This is a genomic window from [Bacillus] selenitireducens MLS10, assembly GCF_000093085.1.
GTDB lineage: Bacteria > Bacillota > Bacilli > Bacillales > Salisediminibacteriaceae > Salisediminibacterium > Salisediminibacterium selenitireducens.
In genome coordinates, this window is record NC_014219.1 from 3,466,769 (window position 1) to 3,488,334 (window position 21,566).

At 50.7% G+C, this 21,566-nt stretch carries 21 protein-coding genes; 7 read left to right on the forward strand and 14 right to left on the reverse strand.

The genetic code is table 11. The features are described from left to right. Positions 1-188 precede the first annotated feature (188 nt). Positions 189-1,349, forward strand: a complete 1,161-nt coding sequence (locus BSEL_RS16235; RefSeq protein WP_013174097.1) for a M20 family metallopeptidase — start codon at positions 189-191, stop codon at positions 1,347-1,349. Between the two features lie 70 nt (positions 1,350-1,419). On the opposite strand, the gene speB is transcribed toward BSEL_RS16235, so the two are convergent. The 3 genes from speB to BSEL_RS16250 all read right to left on the reverse strand — a co-directional run bounded on the left by speB (position 1,420) and on the right by BSEL_RS16250 (position 3,867). Next, positions 1,420-2,304, reverse strand: coding sequence for an agmatinase (speB, locus tag BSEL_RS16240; protein WP_013174098.1), 885 nt, complete (start codon positions 2,302-2,304; stop codon positions 1,420-1,422). A gap of 14 nt (positions 2,305-2,318) precedes the next feature. Further along, positions 2,319-3,149: a polyamine aminopropyltransferase gene (gene speE, locus BSEL_RS16245; protein WP_013174099.1), complete on the reverse strand. Its 831-nt coding sequence runs from the start codon at positions 3,147-3,149 to the stop codon at positions 2,319-2,321. 160 nt (positions 3,150-3,309) lie between these two features. Then, positions 3,310-3,867, reverse strand: a complete 558-nt coding sequence (locus BSEL_RS16250; protein ID WP_013174100.1) for a YwhD family protein — start codon at positions 3,865-3,867, stop codon at positions 3,310-3,312. Between the two features lie 209 nt (positions 3,868-4,076). Between BSEL_RS16250 and BSEL_RS16255 the strand changes: the two genes are divergently transcribed. Further along, the gene (locus tag BSEL_RS16255; RefSeq protein ID WP_013174101.1) at positions 4,077-4,262 is read left to right on the forward strand and encodes a 2-hydroxymuconate tautomerase; all 186 of its coding nucleotides are present in this window, start codon (positions 4,077-4,079) and stop codon (positions 4,260-4,262) included. A gap of 73 nt (positions 4,263-4,335) precedes the next feature. Here BSEL_RS16255 and BSEL_RS16260 read toward each other — a convergent pair whose 3' ends face one another. Further along, positions 4,336-5,646, reverse strand: coding sequence for an HD domain-containing protein (locus BSEL_RS16260; protein WP_013174102.1), 1,311 nt, complete (start codon positions 5,644-5,646; stop codon positions 4,336-4,338). Positions 5,647-5,812: 166 nt separating this feature from the next. After that, positions 5,813-6,052 carry a DUF1450 domain-containing protein gene (locus tag BSEL_RS16265; RefSeq protein ID WP_013174103.1) on the reverse strand — a complete coding sequence of 80 codons (240 nt, stop codon included), beginning with the start codon at positions 6,050-6,052 and terminating at the stop codon, positions 5,813-5,815. A gap of 130 nt (positions 6,053-6,182) precedes the next feature. Between BSEL_RS16265 and BSEL_RS16270 the strand changes: the two genes are divergently transcribed. After that, positions 6,183-7,016, forward strand: coding sequence for a lipoate--protein ligase family protein (locus tag BSEL_RS16270; protein WP_013174104.1), 834 nt, complete (start codon positions 6,183-6,185; stop codon positions 7,014-7,016). A gap of 56 nt (positions 7,017-7,072) precedes the next feature. Here BSEL_RS16270 and BSEL_RS16275 read toward each other — a convergent pair whose 3' ends face one another. The 3 genes from BSEL_RS16275 to pta form a co-directional block, all read right to left on the reverse strand. Then, complete coding sequence (locus BSEL_RS16275; protein ID WP_013174105.1) at positions 7,073-7,555, reverse strand: hypothetical protein; 483 nt, start codon at positions 7,553-7,555, stop codon at positions 7,073-7,075. 50 nt (positions 7,556-7,605) lie between these two features. After that, entirely contained in the window at positions 7,606-8,283 is a 678-nt protein-coding gene (locus BSEL_RS16280) for a queuosine precursor transporter (RefSeq protein ID WP_013174106.1), read from the reverse strand. Positions 8,284-8,411: 128 nt separating this feature from the next. After that, positions 8,412-9,389: a phosphate acetyltransferase gene (gene pta / locus BSEL_RS16285; RefSeq protein WP_013174107.1), complete on the reverse strand. Its 978-nt coding sequence runs from the start codon at positions 9,387-9,389 to the stop codon at positions 8,412-8,414. A gap of 223 nt (positions 9,390-9,612) precedes the next feature. Between pta and BSEL_RS16290 the strand changes: the two genes are divergently transcribed. The 3 genes from BSEL_RS16290 to hemQ all read left to right on the forward strand — a co-directional run bounded on the left by BSEL_RS16290 (position 9,613) and on the right by hemQ (position 13,215). Then, positions 9,613-11,541, forward strand: a complete 1,929-nt coding sequence (locus BSEL_RS16290) for an oxidoreductase (protein WP_013174108.1) — start codon at positions 9,613-9,615, stop codon at positions 11,539-11,541. A gap of 36 nt (positions 11,542-11,577) precedes the next feature. Further along, on the forward strand, positions 11,578-12,312 hold the full coding sequence (locus BSEL_RS16295; protein ID WP_013174109.1) for an enoyl-CoA hydratase/isomerase family protein: 735 nt from the start codon (positions 11,578-11,580) through the stop codon (positions 12,310-12,312). Positions 12,313-12,471: 159 nt separating this feature from the next. Then, positions 12,472-13,215 (forward strand): hydrogen peroxide-dependent heme synthase, encoded by a 744-nt coding sequence (gene hemQ, locus BSEL_RS16300; RefSeq protein WP_013174110.1) that lies wholly within the window; start codon positions 12,472-12,474, stop codon positions 13,213-13,215. A gap of 84 nt (positions 13,216-13,299) precedes the next feature. On the opposite strand, the gene BSEL_RS16305 is transcribed toward hemQ, so the two are convergent. From BSEL_RS16305 to BSEL_RS16330, 6 genes are all read right to left on the reverse strand, one after another. Then, complete coding sequence (locus BSEL_RS16305) at positions 13,300-16,026, reverse strand: glycoside hydrolase family 2 protein (protein ID WP_013174111.1); 2,727 nt, start codon at positions 16,024-16,026, stop codon at positions 13,300-13,302. A 16-nt stretch (positions 16,027-16,042) separates the two neighbouring features. After that, entirely contained in the window at positions 16,043-16,879 is an 837-nt protein-coding gene (locus BSEL_RS16310) for a carbohydrate ABC transporter permease (protein WP_013174112.1), read from the reverse strand. A gap of 20 nt (positions 16,880-16,899) precedes the next feature. Next, the gene (locus tag BSEL_RS16315) at positions 16,900-17,826 is read right to left on the reverse strand and encodes a carbohydrate ABC transporter permease (protein ID WP_013174113.1); all 927 of its coding nucleotides are present in this window, start codon (positions 17,824-17,826) and stop codon (positions 16,900-16,902) included. Between the two features lie 62 nt (positions 17,827-17,888). Further along, positions 17,889-19,196, reverse strand: a complete 1,308-nt coding sequence (locus tag BSEL_RS16320) for an ABC transporter substrate-binding protein (protein ID WP_013174114.1) — start codon at positions 19,194-19,196, stop codon at positions 17,889-17,891. Positions 19,197-19,421: 225 nt separating this feature from the next. Beyond that, positions 19,422-20,342, reverse strand: coding sequence for an ArsR/SmtB family transcription factor (locus tag BSEL_RS16325; protein ID WP_013174115.1), 921 nt, complete (start codon positions 20,340-20,342; stop codon positions 19,422-19,424). Between the two features lie 133 nt (positions 20,343-20,475). Next, positions 20,476-20,847 carry a DUF423 domain-containing protein gene (locus tag BSEL_RS16330; protein WP_013174116.1) on the reverse strand — a complete coding sequence of 124 codons (372 nt, stop codon included), beginning with the start codon at positions 20,845-20,847 and terminating at the stop codon, positions 20,476-20,478. A gap of 79 nt (positions 20,848-20,926) precedes the next feature. Between BSEL_RS16330 and BSEL_RS16335 the strand changes: the two genes are divergently transcribed. Next, complete coding sequence (locus BSEL_RS16335; RefSeq protein WP_013174117.1) at positions 20,927-21,553, forward strand: GNAT family N-acetyltransferase; 627 nt, start codon at positions 20,927-20,929, stop codon at positions 21,551-21,553. The last annotated feature ends 13 nt before the right edge of the window (positions 21,554-21,566 follow it).

The following is a 21,566-nucleotide window of genomic DNA, read 5'->3' on the forward strand; positions in this document are numbered from 1 at the left end:
TTCAAATAATGAATCGCAATTCATTATTGTCGAATGTTTGTATAAACACTGTCATAACAGGGGTTTGTGATGGATTGTGAAGCATCTTACGCTCAGTAATTCATTTGTCAAATTATCTTTCAATCTTGAATATTCGGAAAAATAATTGTAGTATACATTCATTCGGAACGATTAACAGGAGGGTTTATATGGGTGGATTACACAAATACTTGAAAACGAACGAAGGTCAGATGAAAGAGGATCTGATCCGATTGATGGAAGCCGAATCCCCGACGATGGATAAACAGGCGGTGGATGCGTGCGGCGATGTGATACGCGGGCTGTTTAAAGACTACTTTAACGAGACGCCGACGGTCTATCCCGAAACGGTCCAGGGCGATCATCTTTCTTTTACCATCGGTCAAGGGACGAAGGCGAGGGTGCTGTTTCTCGTCCACTTCGACACGGTATGGGACAAGGGCCGCCTTACGATTGAAGAAAAAGACGGCCGCCTGTATGGCCCTGGTGCCTTTGACATGAAGAGCGGAATCATTCAGGCCGTCTGGTCCATCAAATCCCTTTTCGATACCGGTATCTCCCTCGACGGTCTCACCATCGATGTTCTCTGCACATCCGATGAGGAAATCGGCAGCCAAACGTCGAGAACGCTGATTGAAGAGACCGCAAGTAAAGCGGATCTTGTCCTTGTTACCGAAGGCCCCGTTCATGAAAACGGGGCGCTGAAGACGTCCCGGAGCGGTGTGGGCATTTACGAACTGATCGTCCGCGGCCACAGCAGCCACGCCGGCAGCCATCACCATGCCGGTCGGAGCGCCATCAAAGAACTCGCCCATCAGATTCTTCATTTGGAAGGCATGACGGATTACAGTGTTGGTACAACCGTGAGTATCGGGATTGTCGAAGGGGGCACACGGGTCAACGTCGTCCCTGACTATGCCCGGGCCACAATCGACTTTCGGGTGAAAACGATGGAGGAAGCGGAACGCATGGTCAAAGCCGTTGAAGGACTGACCCCCTTCACGGAAGGGGTCACCCTCGAAATCAACGGGGAATTGAACCGGCCGCCGATGGAGCGGACCCCTGACACCGTTCAGCTCTTTGCCATGATGAAAGAGGCGGCCTCGAAGGTCGGCATGGACCTTGAGGAAGCCCACATCGGAGGAGGCAGTGACGGGAACTTCACCTCAGGCATCGGCATTCCGACCATCGACGGCCTAGGCGGCTACGGTGACGGCGCCCATGCCAATCATGAACACATCGTGATTGACGAGCTCCCGAAACGGACGGCGATGATTGCCGAGACGCTGAAACAGCTCCAGGATCACGGCTTCACCAAACAATCGGACTGAATCCCGGCAAAATTGGACAAAGAGGCCCTCTCTGGCAGTCAGAGAGGGCCTTGTTTTATGTTTATTCCGATTAGGAGCGGGCCCCGGTAAAACCAAGCAGCATCTCCCGGATCATTTTACTCGCCGCAATCGCGGTGATCTCCGCGTGGTCATAGGCAGGTGCCACTTCAACGAGGTCACAGCCGACAACGTTCACGTCAGAGCGGCTGATGGCGCCGATGGCTTCAATCAGTTCCCGGCTTGTGATGCCGCCGGCTTCGCATGTCCCGGTCCCGGGTGCATGGGCCGGGTCGAGAACGTCAATGTCGACGGTGACATAGACCGGACGCCCGGCAAGGTCGGGAAGCTTCGCCTGTAACGGTTCAAGGACATCGTACTTCGCCATGTGCATGCCGGACTCTTTGGCATACGCGAACTCTTCTTTCATCCCGGAACGGATCCCGAATGAATAGACGTTTTCCGCACCGATCAGCTCACACGTCTTACGGATCGGGGTGGAATGGGAAAGGACTTCCCCCTCGTACGATTCCCGCAGATCCGCGTGGGCATCGATGTGGATGACGGCGAGGTCTTCATAATGCTTTGAAAAAGCCCGGATCACCGGCCACGTGACGAGATGCTCACCGCCGAGGCCGACGGGGAACTTCCCGTCCGCAAGGAGCTGATCGAGCCACGCTTCGATCATGTCGATGCTCTTGGCCGCATTGCCGAATGGCAAGAGCATATCCCCTGCATCGTGGACCTTGAGATCCTCGAGGGTTTTGTCCTGGTGCACGCTGTATTCCTCAAGCCCGATGGACGCTTCACGGATCCGGTTTGGACCGAAGCGGGATCCGGGGCGAAAGCTGACCGTCCAGTCCATCGGCATGCCGAAGATCACCGTATCCGCCGTATCATAAGGCTGTGCCGCCAGAATAAACCGGCGTCCTGAGTAGCCTTCATCAAAAAATGTCATACATCATGCCCTCCTCATTTTCCCGTCAGCTCTTCGACGAACTTCGGCAACGCAAAAGCGGCCCGGTGAATCGCCGGCGTGTAGTAGCTCGTGTCGAGATCATGAAAACGCTCATCCTTCACGTCGAGCGGATCATGTTTCTTTGAACCCATTGTAAACGTCCAGAGGCCGCTCGGGTAGGTCGGAATATTCGCCGTATAGAGCTTTGTCACCGGGAACGTTTCCCGGATATCCTGAAAGGCATTCTTAATCAGTGACTTTTGAAACCACGGGTTATCGGTCTGGGCGACGAACAGGCCGTCTTCCTTCAGGGCTTTGCTGATGCCTTCATAGAAGCCTTTCGTAAACAGGTTCACCGCCGGTCCCACCGGTTCTGTGGAATCGACCATGATGACGTCATACACGCTGTCACTTTCGGCAATATGCATGAAGCCGTCCGCCACTTTCACCGTGACGCGCTCATCGTCCAACGCCCCGGCAATCGTCGGCAAGTACTGCTTGGAATACTCAATCACTTTGCCGTCGATCTCCACGAGGGTCGCCGTTTTGACCTCCGGGTGCTTGAGAATCTCCCGGATCACACCGCCGTCACCGCCGCCGACAACGAGGACATGTTCCGGATTGGGGTGCGTGTGAAGGGGCACGTGGGCCACCATTTCATGATAGACAAATTCATCTTTCTCCGTCGTCATGACCATGCCGTCAAGCAAAAGCATATTGCCAAACTCGGCGGTTTGGACCATGTCGAGCTGCTGATAGTCGGTCTTCTCACTGACGTACGTCTTTGTGATGCGGGCGGTGATGCCGAAATGTTCGGTCTGTTTTTCTGTAAACCAGATACTCATAGATTTGTTCGCTCCTGTCTGATCATCAAAAGTAAGGGACACATATGGAAAAGGACGAAGACTGTAGCCTTCGTCCTTCCGAGGATGACATCCGCTTTGATGGTGTCTGTCTTTGTGTTTCAAGTTTACAAAACCTCGCGCCGTTTCGCAAGAGGCAGTATCAGGTGGCGAGCCCCTCTTTCAGTTCATCTGACGAACGCTCCCACATCTCCGGATTAAAGCTTTCGAGATACTCTTTTAAAATCTGCTTCGACTTGCCATCCATCTGATCGACGATGATCCGTCCCTTCAACGCCTTGTCCATATTATTCACGTGTTCAGGCAGGCTCTTATAGCCGCGGCGAATCTCGCGGTCCACGGTGAGTTCGCAGGCGGCGACGCCGGTATACGCCGGTCCGCCGTTCAGGATATCGGTCTGTACCCAGACGAGCCAGAACGGTCTGCCGTTTGGCACCTCTTCTTTCGTCTTCAGGAACTTGATCCCTTTCTCCACGGAGCTTCTCGCATGCAAAGCACCCATGTCGACAAAGGCATCCCCGTCTTCCACATCGATGAACACCGGCGACATGTTGTTGAGGGAGAGTGTTCCTGCCCCGTAACCGCCGTGGCCGTCGGTGGAGTCATTATTCAGGATGTTAAAGCCGCCGCCTTTTTTCTTCTGGCCGCCCCCCATCATATTTTTTATCTTTTCGTTTTTTTCGCGATCTGCTTCGTTCATATTAAAACGCTCCTTTCAAAGCTGTTTTCCATCTTTCAGTTTATCACAGCGGTCTCACTGATGCTATCGGCACGCACAGCCATTCACTGCCTGACAGGTCGCGTGCGTTTTTCTAAAGCAAAATCCGAATCCATGCAGGATTTCCCCGCTCTTGGGGCGAACATGTACGGGGAGAGTGATTTTTGTCTGGAAGGAAAGGGGGAGAACCGATGCCTATCGTAACTGTGAAAATGCTTGAGGGACGCACCGATGAACAGAAAAAAGCCCTGGTCGATGAGGTGACAAAAGCCGTAACCAAAACGACCGGTGCACCGGATGAACGGGTATCCGTCGTCATCGAAGAGATGAGTCCGGCGAACTTCGGCATTGCCGGCGTTCGTGCAAGCGACAAATAAGCGTCATGACAGGAAAAAGGGAGGCCTCCGCGGCTTCCCTTTTTGCGTCTGTCCGGTCTGATTAACAGGCTTCTCAATACAGGCTTCCGAGAATCTTGCGGATGCGGATGACGTCTTTGTTGTCCGCTCCTTGTTCGTCGAGGATATCCCCCGGGTAATAAAACTTGTGATCCGTCCGCTTCTTCCCGGAGATCGCAAGGACGATATCCGACTCTCTCGAGAGCTCCCGCTTCGAACCGTCGGGCATCAGGAGGTAGATCGGCACCCGCTCGCTTTGCGGCTCGGAACCCGGCTTGTAAAAATCATACGGCAGGTCCGATGAGGAATCGTGCACGAGGTACCACTCCGGATCGACGCCGAGCGCCCTGAACGACGCTTCAAGCTTCGGACGCTGTTCCTTCAGCTTCTCCGGGGTGCATTCCACGTATTTCAACAGCCGCCGGTGCATGAAGCGCCGGCAGAGATCCCGAAGCACCGCATCCTCTTCGTCCTCCCACTGCTGGAAATAAAACATCACGACGGATTCGTCAAGTTTGATGTAATCACTCAGTGTCGCGTCTCCTTCAAACATCGTCCGGAAGTGAACGGGATCGAGTTTGAACGCATAGCCCTGCTCCATCAGGTCCCTCGCCCGGTGCAGAATCTTCGTCAGAATCACCTCGGCACTGCGGGTAACAGGATGGAAATACACCTGCCAGTACATCTGATACCGGCTCATGATGTAGTCCTCCACGGCGTGCATGCCGCTCAGCTTAAACACAGCCTGATCGCTGTCCGTGCGGATGACCCGAAGGAGGCGTTCCATATCAAAATGACCGTAGCTGACGCCGGTATAAAAAGCATCCCGCAACAGATAATCCATCCGGTCCGCGTCGATCTGACTCGAGATCAGGCTGACGAGGAGCTGATTGTCGTATTCTTTGGCGATCACCTGCGCCACCTTCTCCGGAAAATCGTCCCCCATCCTCCGGAGCACGGCATTGATTTCCGTATCCTCAAGGAGAATCCGCCGCGTCCATTCCTCGTGATCCATCGCAAAGACACTCTCAAAGGAATGTGAAAAAGGCCCGTGCCCGACGTCATGGAGAAGGGCGGCACTGAGGGCAACAAGGCGCTCGTCTGCGTCCCATTTCACCTTTTCTTCCAGGGTCCCGATCATGCGGCGCATGATTTCATACACCCCGAGGGAATGATTGAACCGGGTGTGTTCCGCACCGTGAAACGTCAAATACGTCGTGCCCAGTTGCCGGATTCTCCTGAGACGCTGGAATTCCTTTGTGCTGATGAGAGTCCAGATCAGCTCATCACGAATATGGATGTAGCGGTGTACCGGATCTTTAAAGACTTTCTCTTCACTGAGTTTGCCATCTGGCCGATTGGTCATGCGCGATTCCCGCCTTCCTGTCTCACTTCATATAGTTCCATTATACGAGAGACCGCACTTGAAAGTAAAACAGACCCTGAAAACCCGCAAAAAACCGGCGTCCCCCATTCACACTGGGAAACGCCGGTCCTGCCGATTGAGCGGATTTGGCCCGCATACCGGTTGCTTATTTATGCGCCACTGGCTTCTTCATCCGTTTTTCGACTTTGGCAATGAGCTGATCTTCGTCCGGCGCCGATACGGCCCGCTCGTTGACGAACGTAAACGGCTTCTTACGGCCTGGTCCGCAATAAGACTGGCAGCCGATATGAATCTCGGCATCCGGGTCGAGTTCTTCGAGTTTTTTACGTAATGTTTTGATGTTCGTGGCCTGGCAATCGTCGCATATGGCAAATTTGTTGCCCATGGTTCACCACTTCCTCACTTATAGTCACTGTGTGGTATTCTACTCCGAAAGCAGGGGGAAATGCAATGGTTTTGCCCGGAAAATGTGGTATAATGCTCGTTGCCAAACGACGATGCACTGGAGCTGAAAAATGATGAACGAATTGGATCAACGTCTGTACCGGGAGCGCTGGTACTGGATCGACCATACCAACCCGAATATCTCCGGCAGCGCCATGAAGGCCTTTGCCATGGACGACACCCTCTGTCAGATCGCCGGAACATCCGGCAATCAGGGCTTTGCACGCGGCTGGGTGCACCGCCCGACGGTCGTCCTCGGGATTCAGGACACACGCCTTCCCTCCGTTCAGGACGGGATCCGTTTTTTACGGAAACAGGGCTATGACGTGATCGCACGAAACTCCGGGGGACTCGCCGTCGTCCTCGATGAAGGGGTATATAACCTCTCCCTCGTCTTCTCTGAAGAACCGGGCCTCTCCATCGACCGCGGCTATGCGCATATGGTCGATTTGATCCGGCAGCTGTTTCCTGAAGCAGGCAAGGAGATTGAGGACGGCGAGATCGCCACGTCCTACTGTCCGGGGCGCTATGACCTGAGTATTGCCGACCGGAAGTTCGCCGGGATCTCCCAGCGGCGCATCCGCGGCGGCATTGCCGTGCAGATCTACCTCGCCGTCACCGGCAGCGGCAGTGAGCGGGCTGCACTGATCCGGGATTTTTACGGCATTGCCACAAAAGGCGGCCCGGTCAAGTTTGACGTGCCGCACATTCAGCCGGACACGATGGCGTCATTGGAAGAACTGATAACGGGTCCCGTCCGTATAAACGAGGTGACAAGGCGCGTCCTCGGGCGATTGACGCATTGGGGAGACGAACTGTCCCATTGGGAAATGGACGAAGAAGCTGCAAGTCTCTATGAGACCCACCTCGGGCGCATCCAAAAACGGAACGACGATTTCCGGTAAACCATCAAAAGAAGCCGGGGGCATTCGCCTCCGGCTTCTTGAACGCGACCCGGTATTCAGTTCTCATAGTTCACGTCAACGGTCTCCGGAAAGTCTTCCCCTTCAAAGTCCACGACCCAGACCGTGCGCTCCCCGACGTCAACGAAATCGGGCTCTCTGCCGTTCACGGTCACGCCGTCCCGGTTGTCAGGCATCACACCCGTCACAAGCCCCTCATCTCCGAGGGTCACCGGTTCCTGAAGCCGCGAAGCGCCGAGCCAGTGCGCTTCTCCAGTCCAGCCGAACAGATTCTCTTTAAAGAAAATCACCGTCACTTCTCCTTCATGGGCCAGATAGGAAAACGCCTGACGATCGCCTTCCCAGTAGACCCGCTCATCGACAGTAATCCCCGAGAGCTGGCCTTCATTTTCAACATAATGATCGGCTGCCGCACTCAGATCAAAGTCGCTGGCTGTAAAGACGTTGTATATCGTAATGAGCATGAAGTTCATGGCAAACAGCCCGACAATCCCAAAGACGATCAAACCTTTGCTTTTCATTTTGAATCGCGTCCCTTCACATAAGAAATACCTGCCTTGATTTTACCCATTCAGTCCTTCGGCTTCAACCAGCGGGCAATATAGATAAACGGTGTGTCAATGACCGACACGATGAATTTGATGATATAGGTCGTAATAAAGATCTCCAGCCAGACGCCAAAGGAGTACCAGCCCCAAAACGCAATCGTACAGAAAATCAGCGTATCGACAAACTGACTGATGGCCGTACTGAACGTATTTCGCATCCAGAGCTGCCCGGGTCTGTGGAAAACCGTTTTAAAAAAGGCATAGATCTGTACGTCCAGAAGCTGGCTGATGACGTAAGCCGCGAGACTCCCGACGGCGACCTGCGGCAAGAGTTCAAAAATCGCCGCGAGATGCGGGTGGGCCATGTCATCGGCGTGGGGGATGAAGGCCACGACGAACTGCATGATGATTGAAGCGGCGATCAGCGAGCTGAAACCGAACCAGACGGCCTTACGCGCTTCTTTCTTGCCGTATTTCTCGTTCAGGATATCTGTCGCAAGAAAGACCGTCCCGTACATAATGTTGCCGAGGGTCGCGACGAGACCGAACAGTTCCACAAGCTTCAATACCTGCATGTTCGCAAGGACCGTCGAGAAGCCGATCCACACAAACAGCCCCGTCCGTCCGAAGAGGCGGTAGAAGACGAGCAGCATACTGAAATTGGCCACAGCAAAGATCAGCCAGAGGATTTCATTGGGCATAATGATTCACACTCCCCTTGTTGATTGACAATCAAGATTGATGTAAAACCGGAACACAGCCTTCACGAAAACGAAAAAGAGCGGATGCGTATGTCCGCTCTTTTCTCTATAAACCGTTTCCGCCTGGATCAGTCTGCAAGTCCCTGCATCGCTGTGATAAGAGACAGCTTGTACACGTCTTCCACATTACAGCCGCGGGACAGGTCATTCACCGGCTGGTTCAGTCCCTGAAGGATCGGGCCGATGGCTTCGAATCCGCCAAGGCGCTGGGCCACTTTGTAGCCGATGTTGCCTGCTTCAAGGCTCGGGAAGATGAACGTGTTTGCTTCCCCGTTTAACGGCGAATCCGGTGCCTTCTTTTTGGCAACGGACGGCACAAATGCCGCGTCAAACTGAAATTCTCCGTCCACGACGAGGTTCGGATCCTTCTCTTTGGCAAGGGCCGTTGCTTCAACGACTTTTTCCGTTTCCGGGCTCACGGCAGAGCCTTTCGTGGAGAAGCTGAGCATGGCGACTTTCGGGTCAATATCAAAGACACGGGCCGTTTTTGCTGCTTCCACAGCGGTTTCGGCCATGTCGCTTGCATCAGGGGCGATATTGATCGCACAGTCACCGAAGATGTATCGTTCGTCATTACGGACCATGACGAATGCGCCGGACGTTTTCTTCACGCCTTCTTTTGTCTTGATAATCTGCAGGGCCGGACGGACGGTGTCACCCGTCGCATGAGCCGCACCGCTCACCAGACCGCTGGCAAGGCCGGTATAGACAAGCATCGTCCCGAAATAGTTCGGGGTCTTCAAAATCTCTTGGGCCTGTTCTTTCGTGTTCTTGCCTTTACGGCGTTCCACGAACGCATCGACGAGGGCGTCAAAGCCGTCATACGTCTCCGGGTCATAGATCGTCAGGTCATCAACATTGACGCCGGCCTCTCCCGCCTTCGCTTTGACTTCATCAGGGTTGCCGACAAGAAGCGGCTCAAGGATTCCTTCTTTTTTTAATCGGACCGTCGCTTCGAGAATCCGTTCATCGGTACCTTCCGGAAAAACAATCGACGGTTTGACAGTTTTTACTTTTTCCGCGATTGCGGTAAACATATCACTCACGGGAAAACCTCCTTATTTACTCACTATTTCTAATCATACCTTGTTTTTATGCGAATTTAAATTGTTTCAGGCTCAAAAACCGGAAGTTTTAATTTTCAGACACGATTTCCGTCACGATTTCGCCAAAATCCGAGATCTCTCCTTGAATCCGGTTGGAAAAGAACGGTATAATGAATGAATAATCACTCATTATGAATCTGAACTTCACAAGGAGGATGTACCGATGTCTACAGAGGCGCTATTTAAACCTGTCACCATCAACGGACTTTCCCTTCGTTCCCGGGTCATTATGGGATCGATGCACGTCGGACTTGAGAGCATGGATCGGGGTGACGAGCGGCTGATTGCCTTTTACCGGGAACGGGCCCGCCACGAAGTGGGGCTTATCGTCACCGGCGGGGCTGCCGTCAATCCGGAAGGAAGCGGCGGTGTCGGCTTTATGACGATTTACGAACCGGAAGACGTGGAACGCTGGAAACCCCTCACTAAAGCCATCGACGATGAGGGGAGCGCCATCGCCCTGCAGCTCTTTCACGCGGGCCGCTACGCCTACAAGGCGCTAACCCAGGTCGATCCGGTTGCCCCGTCCGCCATTCAGTCCCCGATTAACCCTGATGTTCCTGTCGCACTGTCCGATGAAGGCGTCAGGCAGACGATCCGGGATTTTGCCAACGGCGCGAAGAACGCGAAAGAGGCAGGATTCCATGCCGTGGAAATCATGGGTTCAGAGGGGTATCTCATCAATCAGTTCATCTCCCCTGTCACCAATCAGCGGGATGACGACTGGGGCGGCAGCTTCGAAAAGCGGATCCGCCTGCCCATCGAAGTGACAAAAGCGGTGCGCGAGGCCGTCGGACCAGATTATCCCGTCATCTTTCGCATGTCCGGGCTCGACCTGATTGAAGGCAGCACCACCGACGAAGAAACCCTCGAGCTTGCCAAAGCCCTTGAAGAGGCCGGGGCGGATGTTCTGAATGTCGGGATCGGCTGGCATGAATCCCGTGTGCCGACGATCTCCATGAAGGTGCCGCGCATGCAGTTCGTGCCGGTCGCAGAGCGGATTGCCGATGCTGTCGGTGTCCCCGTCGTTGCATCGAACCGCATCAATGACCCCCGGGACGCAGCGAAGATCATAGCCAACTCAAAGGTCGCACTCGTCTCCATGGCCCGCCCGTTTCTCGCGGACCCGGCCATCGTTTCCAAAGGAAAAGAGGGGCGTTTTGACGACATCAATACGTGCATCGCCTGTAACCAGGCGTGTCTCGATCACGTCTTCGAGATGAAACCGGCATCGTGCCTCGTTAATCCGGAGGCAGGACGTGAACTCGACTGGGCCCTGACCCCGGCCGACACACCAAAGCAAATCGTCATCGTCGGGGCCGGTCCCGGCGGCCTTGAAGCAGCCAGGGCTGCGGCAGAACGCGGCCATAAGGTAACCCTGATCGATGAGAAGAGCGAAATCGGCGGACAGCTGAACTATTCGAAAAACATCCCGGGGAAACAGGAATTCTTTGAAACACTCCGTTATTACCGGGTTCAGCTCGACAAACTCGGCGTAAACGTTATCCTCAGCAAGCGCGTTTCCGGTGACGATCCTCTCTTCCGTGACGCCGACGAAGTAATTGTGGCAACGGGGATTACCCCGCGCGTGCCGGATATTCCGGGAATCGGGGAAGGACGCGTGCTCGGTTACCGGGACGTATTTGAAGGAGCTTCACCAGGTGAGAAGGTAACGATTATCGGCGGTGGCGGCATCGCCTGCGACGCGGCGCTCTACATGATGGAGCGGGGCACGAAAGAAGTCACCCTCCTGCAGCGGAGCAAGTCCTTTGCAAAGGGAATCGGTAAAACAACCCGCTGGGCGACGATTCTCGAGCTGAAGCAAAAAGGCATCACCATGATCGGCGGCATTGAATCTTACTCTGGTATTGAAGGCGGGACCGTCACCTTCGTCAAAAACGGGAAAGAAGAAGCCGTTGACGCAGACACCATTGTGCTCGCAGCCGGACAGCTCGTCAACAACACCCTCGCCGACGAACTGAAGGCAACCGGCAAACCCGTTCATATCATCGGTGGTGCCAAAGATGCCCTCGGTCTCGATGCAAAGCAGGCGATCTATGACGGCGCAGCCCTCGCCCGCGCCATTCAGTAACCCTACCAACAGAGAAAACCAAAGGAGGAATGACAGGTGAATACCGTAAATTATGTGATCGAATCCGGCATCGCGACGATTCAGATGAATCGCCCGGAGGTGCGTAACGCCATCAACGAAGAGATGCACCGAGATCTGTATCAGGCTTTTCAGGAAGCACGACGCGACGAGGATGTGAAGGTGATAGTTTTGACCGGGATTGATGACGCCTTTTCCGCCGGAGCGGATATCAAGAGCATCCCGGTTGAGGAGATGGACAGCTTTGATCACGGCACGTATCTTGAGGAGTATTACAATCCGCTCGTCACACTCATCGAAAACATCGAGAAACCCGTCGTCGCCTATATCAACGGCACGGCAGTGGGCGCGGGACTGAGCCTTGCCCTTGCCTGTGATATGCGGTTTGCCGAAGAAGACGCCAAACTCGCCCTCAGCTTTTTCGGCATCGGCCTGACGCCTGACGCAGGCGCAAGCTACTATCTTCCTCGCCTCGTCGGACTCGGTAACGCCATCGCCCTTGGCACCGGGAAACCGTTCACGGTCAAAGAAGGCATGCATTTGGGCCTGATCCAGGGCGTAGGCAACCCTGTCGAGACCGTCATGCAGCTGAAACGTGTGCCACATCCGGCCTACAGCTGGATGAAGAAGAACATGAAGTTCGGTATGGAAAACAGCCTCGAAGCCACGTTGGAACAGGAAATTGAGGGCCAGCGTGCCGCAGGCAGCTCCGAGGCCCATAAAGCCGCCGTCCGGGCCTTCCTGTCCCGTTGATGCATCTGTTTACTTTGTTCTAATTGAGAATATCCCTGTGTGATTGAGACTCTCATCACGCAGGGATATTTTATTTTCAGGCCCCTCACACTTGGTTATTGATACTGATTTTAGTATAATAGTTGATGGTAACTGATACTGACAATTGGAGTGATTATAATGGCAGAACCGGCAAAAACACTGGACGGCTGGTACGTCCTTCACGATTTACGCAGCGTGGACTGGGCATCCTGGAAGAAACTGAGTCCGACGGAGCGGGAGAACATCCTCTCTGAGTTTCACAGCCACCTCGAAAAGTGGGACGCAGTAGAGGCTTCACAGGAAGGCAGCCATGGCATGTACAAAATGATGGGTCAAAAATCAGACATCATGTTCATGTGGCTCCGCCCGACGATGGACGAGCTTCATGAGATTGAGCATGCCTTTAACAAATCCGGACTCGCGGAATTCCTGATCCCGAACTATTCCTATGTCTCCGTCGTGGAACTCAGCAACTACCTCCCTGCGGACAAGGATCCGAATGAAGATCCGGAGATTCAGGCACGGCTGAAACCGATCCTTCCGAAATGGCAGTACGTCTGTTTTTATCCGATGGACAAGCGCCGCGAGGGCAATGACAACTGGTATATGCTCGACATGGAAGACCGTCAGACGATGATGCGCAGTCACGGCATGATCGGCCGCGGCTATGCCGGCAAAGTCCGCCAGATCATCAGCGGGTCCGTCGGCTTCGACGACTGGGAGTGGGGCGTGACGCTTTATGCCCACGATATGCTTCAGTTTAAGAAGCTCGTGTATGAAATGCGCTTTGACGAAGTCAGCGCCCGTTACGGCGAATTCGGCTCGTTCTTTGTCGGCATGCAGCTCCCTGCAAAAGAGCTCGGCGACTATTTTTACGTGTAATAACGGTTAATTTAAAGCGGATCCTGCTTATTTGCAGGATCCGCTTTTCATTCACCTGTAAAAAACAGATGAACGTGAGGGGGCTCAGTTGTGTATTTTATTGCTGAATTCATGAATCAGCTGATTCAATATCGATGTTCCAACAGGATGTTTCCCATAATTCCTGATCAATTTCCATGTCGTGATTGTCAATGAGCCTTTAGCTGAGTAGTGTCTGACCATGGATGCACCATTTTGACCAGCCCATCCTTGGAAATAACCGGACAGTATTTCTGATGAATCAGCCAGGGCACTGTTTCCGAACATATAAACGATGCGTCCAACTGTCCCCCCGATTTTTTCATAATTCGTCATTGGGATGACATACTCCGGGAAGATTCCATGGAACTCCCATCCCATTTCTTTTTGCAATGGGATCTCAGGGAACTTGGCCGTGTTCACATAGTTCATCGATGACGTCCGATTCCAGCTTTCACCCCGATCCATCTCTCTGAATGTAATCGGTCCTTTTTCTGCAATTGTGTCTCCATCTTCTGCAAGGAAAAGAATCTGTTTCCCCATGATATAGGACTCTTCGAATTCTTTCGTCAATTGTCCTGTAATGGCAATATCAGCTTCATTCATCTCTTCGGCGATATCAAACCCCTGACGCCTGAGCTGTTCAGCAAATGTTTCCGGCAAATAAGCTGTATATACTCTGATCCCCTGACGTCTCGCAGGTTCCTGCTTCGTAATCGTCAGTTCATATTCATTCTCTACAACGGAACCGTCTTCCAACTCAAGACGAAGGTTCAGGGTAATGGACATGGTCTTAGTATCCTCTGGAATCATGAAGCGGATATCTTCCTGCAATTTTACCCACACATTTGTTCCTTCATCGATCATCCGGCTTTCTTGCAGATTCAGTTCAGGAATTTCGCATATAAGGGTTCCTTTCAGGGGGCGAAAATCATGATTGGAAATCATCAGTTCGGCAGTCAAAGCATCACCTGTCCAGACATTCCGTTCTTTCAAATCTGCCATGACAACCAGGGGGCCGTTAAATCTATTGGCCTTTTCGAATCCTTTTTTGAAGTTTCGTGCGTAGTCCATCCATCCGTTTGTTTCCCACTCGATATCGGTCAACTCTGTCACGACGTATCCGTTAATCCCTCTTTCTTTTCGCATTTCTTCAATGAGGCCCTGATTAGCTCTGAACTGCCTTCGCTGCGAACACGCGGCAAGCTCTGCATAATCACGAAACACTTCATTCAACTGATAGCGTTCAAAGTGCTCAAAGAGTGTTAACGGTCTCTTAAAGTCTTCTTTATGCGTGTCATCACCCAGGTTTTCGTACCATAATGGCTGTTTTCCATAATAATCAATCATGTCCTGAGGATCGGGCAGTCCCCACACACCAAACTCAGACACAATGACAGGTTCTTGAGAGGAAACTTGACCTGGTACAAAATTTGCATCCGGCGATCCGATAATATTTTCTCTGAGATCCGCTTTCCACTCGACAGACTGTTCAGGTACCGTGAAATAACGATGCGTATCATTGACATCAGTCACGACATGTCGCCATCCTGAATTATCACAGATGAGCCGCGTCGCGTCACTTGCCCGCACCTCTTCAAATAGTTCTTTTACGTACCGTTGCTTCTCGCTGTCATTACTGAGATCCCACTCCAAGCCCCACTCTTCATTATAAATCGACCAAATTATGATTGACGGGTGGTGTGCATCACGTTTAATCATTTCGAGCAGGTCTTTTTTGAAACGGCGATTTGCCTGGGCTGAAAACTTAACCACGTTCGGCGGCTCTTCCCATATCAGCATCCCCATCCGATCCGCCCAGTACAGATACTCCGGTGTTTCGATCTTAATATGCTTTCTCAGGAGATTAAATCCCAACTGCTTCGCCTTTTGGATTTCATCTTTGATGAAAACTTCTCCGGGCGCAGAATAGATCGTATCCGGATAAAACGCCTGATCAAGGGCTCCTCTGATTTTGAGAGGTTGGCCATTCAACCAGACATCCCCGTCCTTTTGATAAACATTCCGCATACCAAAATGTTTACGCTTCTCATCGTATGTGTGCTCACCCGAGACGAGCCTTACAGTCACATCATATAAAAACGGATCTTCCGGAGACCAGAGACGAATGTCATCCCATTTAATGAACATCCACTCCTCTTCTTGCGCTTCTTTCCCGACGATCTCCTCATGTCCGTTATGTTCTGTTACGGATATTTGTAAAGAAAGCCCGTCCGGCAGCTGTTCGTTGGCAGTTACCTGTACCCATACACCCGATAAATCCTCAGCTGGCCGGATTTGAATATCTTTAAGATGGATGGCCGGACGTTGTTCCAACGTAACAGATTGCCAAATTCCACTGACACGCGAATACCATGAGCCCTGTTTCCCAATGGGGATTTCCGCATTATCCGAAGGGTCATACACCCTGACCGTAAGTTGATTAACACCTTCATTCAGGGCTTTATCAAAATTGAACTCAAATGGCGTGTAGCCGCCTTCGTGGCTGCCTAGGTATACGCCATTCAACCAAACCTTTGCTTCGTAATCCACCGCATCAAAAGTAACGACTGTAATGTCATGATCTTTTGGCTTCTCTGCGTGAAATTCGCACTGATACCAGGCAGCACCTGTATAGGTACTGAAACGGTCATCCCTTTGCCATATGTGAGGAACGGTAACCTCTGTTCCTTTATCGCTCAAAGATTTCATGTACCATTCCTGATTAAGACCTTGCTGATCCGGATCAGTAAGAAAAATCCAACTTCCGTCCAAGATGATTTGTTTTCGCATGACTTTTCCTCCAATTCTACTTTATGCCTGACAGGGCAATCCCTTTAATAATATGTTTTTGGAATAACAGAAATACGATCAGCGCCGGGATACTCGCCAAGACATTCGAAGCCATAGGTACAGCAAGGTCCGTTGCAAAATTGCTTTGGAATGTCGGTATCCCTACAGGAAGTGTCATCATTCTGGTCTCCTGCGCCACAAGAAGGGGCCAAAGCAGATTATTCCAGGACTGGATAAAGACAAAGATACTGACAGCAGCCATCGAACTCCGCGATAAGGGGAGAATGATCTTGGCCCACATCGTAAAATAGCCTGCTCCATCAATCTTAGCTGCTTCCAAGAGTTCGCCTGGTAATTGATCAATGAACTGTTTCAAGATCAAAAATGCAAGGGGTAAGAGCATACCCGGCCAAATCAGGGCATGATAAGTATTCACCCAGTTCAAATCAACGATCATGTTAAAAAGCGGAACGACTATGGATTCCACAGGAACCATCAAGCCGATCAGAATAAATGCGAAAAGGAATTTTTTCCCTCTAAACGGAATGCGCGAAACCGCAAAAGCTGCCCAGGATGCAAAGAATACGGTGACTACAGTCTGAACGACACCGACAAGGACACTGTTGAACGTCCACTGCCACATCATCGCTGTTCCGTCAGGTCTTAAAACGGCCCGATAGCTGTCCAGGCTGAACGGACTTGACAGAAGTTGACCAATTACCGTCACCGTGGATCCCGGTGGTTTAAACGAGGATATGATCATCCAAAGCAGCGGGAGAATCATAATGGCGGCCAGTCCGTAAGCTGCCACATAAATCCAGAATTTGCTTGATAATATCGTTTTATTCAGCATGGTGATTCACCTCTCTTTCATCAGTCTTTTGACATCATAAACCTGTATTGCAGATAAGCCACTAATGAGATCACGAGGAACAAAACAAAGGATATCGCTGAAGCATAGCCCATATCCCATTGTCTGAACGCGACCTGATAGATATAGTGGACGAGTGGTGTCGTTGATATACCTGGTCCACCGTTGGTAATCAGGAACGTTTGTCCAAACAATTTAAACGAGGCTATGGTTTGCAGCAAAATGACCAGGACCATAACTCCCCGGAGTGACGGAAAGGTTATGTATTTGAACTTCTCCCATTTGTTAGCCCCGTCAATATCGGCAGCCTCGTAAATGTCTTCCGGTATTTCTTGCAGACCAGCCAATAGCAAAATCATATTAAAACCGACTGTCCACCATAAGGTCGCGATCAGAATCGACAGCCAACCCATTCCCCAACTTCCAAACCATGATATTTCCATCGCGATTCCTAGGGAACTTAACGTTTCTGCAAGAAGCCCAGTCCGTGACTGTAAAATAAATACCCAGATACTTCCCACTACAGATATCGAAAGCATATAAGGCATGAAAAATGCACTTCTGAGTAAGGTGGTTCCCTTCAGTTTCGAATTGACAAAGAGAGCCATGACAAGCCCCAGACCGACAATCGTTGGCGTGGAGATCAGAATAAAGTAGAGTGTGTTACCAAAAGAAACCCAAAACTTTCCGTCCGTCATCATGTGGACGTAATTATCCAACCCGACAAAATTTTGTTCCACACCGTAGACACCGCTTGTCAGACTGGTTATAAACCCCTGAATGATGGGATAGATCCAAAACCAGCAATATAAAATCATGAATGGCCCGAGAAATACAGCAGCAGTCAGATAATTTTTGATCACCGTCTTTTTCTTATACCGTTCAGCTGAGAAAACCTCATCACTTTTTTCAACTGTTTGTTTATCCATTCCAATCACCCCTTTAGATGAGTATCCGGAGCCTAAATGCTCCGGATACTCTGTATGACTGCTTATTCCCCGACGATGCCTTCCACTTTTTCTTGTGCATTACGAATACCGTCTTCAATGGAACTTTGACCATAATTGATTTGCACCAGGGACTCTAAAATCTCGTCCTGAATGGAGCTTGCCTGCGCGGACTGCGGTACGTATACGACATCATCCATGACCGCAGCATAGTCAGAACGGTATGGAAGATCCTGATAATCAGCAGATTCAATAACGGACGGCTTTGGCGGAACATGCCCGGCTTCTGCCCACATCACGCTATTTTCCGCGAGCCAATCTGCAAATTGAACAGCAGCGATCTGTTTATTGCGACTGTCCTGCTTTGGAACAATCAGTGTATGTGAGTTCCCCCACGCCGCCGGCTGATCATACAGCTGTGGAAACGGCACAGCCTGAAATGCCAAATCTTCCTCTGTTTCAAAATTCCCCGTTGCCCAGACACCACTGAATGTCACTGCAGCCTGACCGGTTTTGAAAATGTCATAGCTGTTATCACCAACATCTGCCGGCATCAGATCACGATCAATCCAATCAGTCATCAGTCTCATGGCTTCAATACCTTCCGGTGAATCGATTGCCACATCTGACCCTGTGAGATAATCATGTCCCTGCTGGCTGACTAAGGCGTGCCATACCCAGTAAGTAAAAATGTTGTTTGTACCCATGATCATGGGCGATATATTATCCGGAAGTTCCTGGTCAAGAGTTTCGAGCATAGCCGTAAATCCTTCATGACCCTCGTCCATTGCAATGCTGCCGTCTTCATTAAGTAATCCGGCCTCATCGAGAAGATCTGTATTGTAGTACATGATCACGGCATGCGTATCTAACGGAACGGCATAATGTTTGTCATCAATGACGGTTGCATTGACTTGATTATCGGCAAAAGTACCCCAGTCAATCCCAGCTTCTTCTGCCAGTTCATCCAAAGGCTCAATGGAACCCGTCGGAATCAATTCGGGTAAATTAGAGACATGGGATACCGCAATATCAGGCGCAGAGTTGGAAACCAGTGCCGTTCTGAGTTTCGGATAATAGTCATCCCAGTTATTATTCATGAACTCGACCTGAATGCCTTCATGCTCTTCATTAAACTGCCTGACCATTCCCTCCATAAACTCACCGTCTGAACCACTGAATGGCACCCAATAACTTAATTCAACGACCTCTCCATTGGCACCGCTTACATTATTGTCCGAGGCAGTTGCATCTCCAGATGCATTTTCATCCGTTCCACAACCTGCAAGAATACCTGCGAGAAGCGCCGTACTAGTTAACCCAAATGAAACCCCTTTCAATTTACCCATCATCGTTTCCTCCTTTATTGATTAACTGATTAGGTCTTTATATTAACATGTTTTATTGTTTTATTACAACTTATTTTTATATAAAAAGAAAAAGTTTTTTGTTTCATTCATGTTCATAAGTGAACAAATGATGAGTGAATGCTGATATATCAGCACTTTTTTAATTAAATGCATGTAATCAAAAAAAGCCTCCTGATTAACGGAGACTTTTTAATGCAAATATATTTGTTATTTTTGATTTTCATATCGCAGGTTCATAACGATCGCCTGACGGTAATTCCCGAATTCCTTGCCGAACAGGTTGATCCCACCTACATTTACTGCGTCTTCTTTAATCCCGAATCGCAATGAAATATACGGATTCTCCGTGATAGCAAGGTCAGAAATGGTGATATCAGATATATTCACCCCATCAAGAAAAGTCCCTTCCCGATTGATTTTCCACGTTTTAAGGAGTCCGAATTGGGTGTTATGAATCCCCCACCATTTTGGTGTATTAAATCCTCGCTCACCGCCAAAATCTCCGGGAGAAGTCCATGTCCCAACGTCTGTCTGATTAACCCACAATGTAATATCGGAGGGCCAATCCAGTTTGAAGTAGGGGGCTTCGGAACAGAGTTCAGCAGAAAATTCGATTTCTGAAGGTCTTGCACCATAAGGAACTCTGTTTGGAAAGCGATATTCCACATAGCCATTTTTGAAAAACAACAATTGCGCCTGATGACGATCCGTCTCATAAAACGACCGGGGGTCATCTTGCATACCGATATAATCATGCTCACCAACAAGCCCGCAACTAGGTTCGGCATGAACATCAATAAATTCCCCAACAGGCATTTCAATAGAGATCGTATTCTTTTCGAACTCAATGTCACCTTCAAACAGATCAATGACAATGCGATCAAAGTTCTTGGAATTGATTTTCTGTGTGCCTCGGCCTGGCACGAGCTCTGTTGTTATCAGACCAACCTCCTCCAGCTTTTTTACATTTACAGCTGTTGTCGAGAATGGCAGGCCGAGCTTTTCAGAAAGCTCATTTACATTATGGGGGCCATGACTCAGTATTTTTAAGATATTCATCCGGTGTTCATTCGCTATCGCTTTACAAACGGATAGTGCATTGTCCATGTTTAATGTAAGATTTTTCATAATGCCTCCGTATATAACAACTTTTCTTAAATTATAGCATGCTATCTTCGATTAATGAATATGCATCGTTGCACTTCGTGCCTGATCAAAAATGCCCCTTATACAATCATTGATACGCAATCAAAAATTTCTCTCATTCCACCACGGCCGCAATCACAATCAGAATCCAGCCTGCAATGAACGCCACGCCGCCGATCGGTGTAATCGCACCGAGAACCCGGATGCCTGTGAGACTGAGTGCATAGAGACTCCCGGAAAAGAGCAGAATGCCCGCAAAGAATGACCAGCCTGCTGCCGTCAAAAGCCCCGTTGAAGAGAGATGGTTCATCAGAATCGCCACGGCGATGATTGCCAGCGTATGAATCATATGATACTGCACACCTGTCTCAAAGGTTCCCTTATAGCCCATTGCTTCGAGCTTATCATTCAGCGCGTGGGCCCCAAACGCACCCAGTGCCACGAACAGAAAACCGCTCATCCCGCCTAGTATCAAAAAAAGTTTCACAATATCCGCCTTCTTTCTTGTCTTTGATTATTCGTTCCTCTACAATCGTACCAAACCTGATTGATTAGGAGGTAGCCCCATGCATTCACCCATCACCGTTCGTCCTTATACGGTCCGCGATTATGACGATTTGCTCCTGATTCAAAAAGAATCCTTTCCCCCGCCTTTTCCTGAAGAGCTGTGGTGGCAAAAAAACCATATAGAGGCCCACACGGCAACGTTCCCTGAAGGCGCCATGATTGCCTATGTGGGGGATGATCCGGCCGGATCGGCCACCGCCCTCATCACTCATTTTGACGGATCCCCGCATACGTGGGATGAAGTCGCCGATGACGGTTTCATTCGAAACAGCCATACTTCGGACGGAGATACCCTTTACGGCATTGATGTCTGCGTCCGCCCCGCTTACAGGGGATTCGGTGTCGCCAAAGCCCTCTACGATGCCCGAAAAGAGCTCGTCATCTCCCTTGGCCTGAAGCGCTACGTAGCAGGCTGCCGGATTCCGGACTTTCATAAAGCCGAACCGGATCTGTCCGCAGAGGACTATGTGAATGACGTTCAGGCCGGCAAAAGGACGGATCAGGTCTTGACCTTTATGTTAAAACAGGGGCTGCACGTCAAACAAATCATCCCCGATTACCTCGATGACGGGGAATCAAGGAACTACGGCGTCATCGTCGCATGGGAAAACCGCAATCTGCGCTAGCAGGTTGCGGTTT

Excerpts from the sequence above, each read along its gene's own strand:
- BSEL_RS16235 (WP_013174097.1), top strand. The coding sequence starts at position 189 with ATGGGTGGATTACACAAATACTTGAAAACGAACGAAGGTCAGATGAAA.
- speB (WP_013174098.1), bottom strand. The coding sequence starts at position 2,304 with ATGACATTTTTTGATGAAGGCTACTCAGGACGCCGGTTTATTCTGGCG.
- speE (WP_013174099.1), bottom strand. The coding sequence starts at position 3,149 with ATGAGTATCTGGTTTACAGAAAAACAGACCGAACATTTCGGCATCACC.
- BSEL_RS16250 (WP_013174100.1), bottom strand. The coding sequence starts at position 3,867 with ATGAACGAAGCAGATCGCGAAAAAAACGAAAAGATAAAAAATATGATG.
- BSEL_RS16255 (WP_013174101.1), top strand. The coding sequence starts at position 4,077 with ATGCCTATCGTAACTGTGAAAATGCTTGAGGGACGCACCGATGAACAG.
- BSEL_RS16260 (WP_013174102.1), bottom strand. The coding sequence starts at position 5,646 with ATGACCAATCGGCCAGATGGCAAACTCAGTGAAGAGAAAGTCTTTAAA.
- BSEL_RS16265 (WP_013174103.1), bottom strand. The coding sequence starts at position 6,052 with ATGGGCAACAAATTTGCCATATGCGACGATTGCCAGGCCACGAACATC.
- BSEL_RS16270 (WP_013174104.1), top strand. The coding sequence starts at position 6,183 with ATGATGAACGAATTGGATCAACGTCTGTACCGGGAGCGCTGGTACTGG.
- BSEL_RS16275 (WP_013174105.1), bottom strand. The coding sequence starts at position 7,555 with ATGAAAAGCAAAGGTTTGATCGTCTTTGGGATTGTCGGGCTGTTTGCC.
- BSEL_RS16280 (WP_013174106.1), bottom strand. The coding sequence starts at position 8,283 with ATGCCCAATGAAATCCTCTGGCTGATCTTTGCTGTGGCCAATTTCAGT.
- BSEL_RS16290 (WP_013174108.1), top strand. The coding sequence starts at position 9,613 with ATGTCTACAGAGGCGCTATTTAAACCTGTCACCATCAACGGACTTTCC.
- hemQ (WP_013174110.1), top strand. The coding sequence starts at position 12,472 with ATGGCAGAACCGGCAAAAACACTGGACGGCTGGTACGTCCTTCACGAT.
- BSEL_RS16305 (WP_013174111.1), bottom strand. The coding sequence starts at position 16,026 with ATGCGAAAACAAATCATCTTGGACGGAAGTTGGATTTTTCTTACTGAT.
- BSEL_RS16310 (WP_013174112.1), bottom strand. The coding sequence starts at position 16,879 with ATGCTGAATAAAACGATATTATCAAGCAAATTCTGGATTTATGTGGCA.
- BSEL_RS16315 (WP_013174113.1), bottom strand. The coding sequence starts at position 17,826 with ATGGATAAACAAACAGTTGAAAAAAGTGATGAGGTTTTCTCAGCTGAA.
- BSEL_RS16320 (WP_013174114.1), bottom strand. The coding sequence starts at position 19,196 with ATGATGGGTAAATTGAAAGGGGTTTCATTTGGGTTAACTAGTACGGCG.
- BSEL_RS16325 (WP_013174115.1), bottom strand. The coding sequence starts at position 20,342 with ATGAAAAATCTTACATTAAACATGGACAATGCACTATCCGTTTGTAAA.
- BSEL_RS16335 (WP_013174117.1), top strand. The coding sequence starts at position 20,927 with ATGCATTCACCCATCACCGTTCGTCCTTATACGGTCCGCGATTATGAC.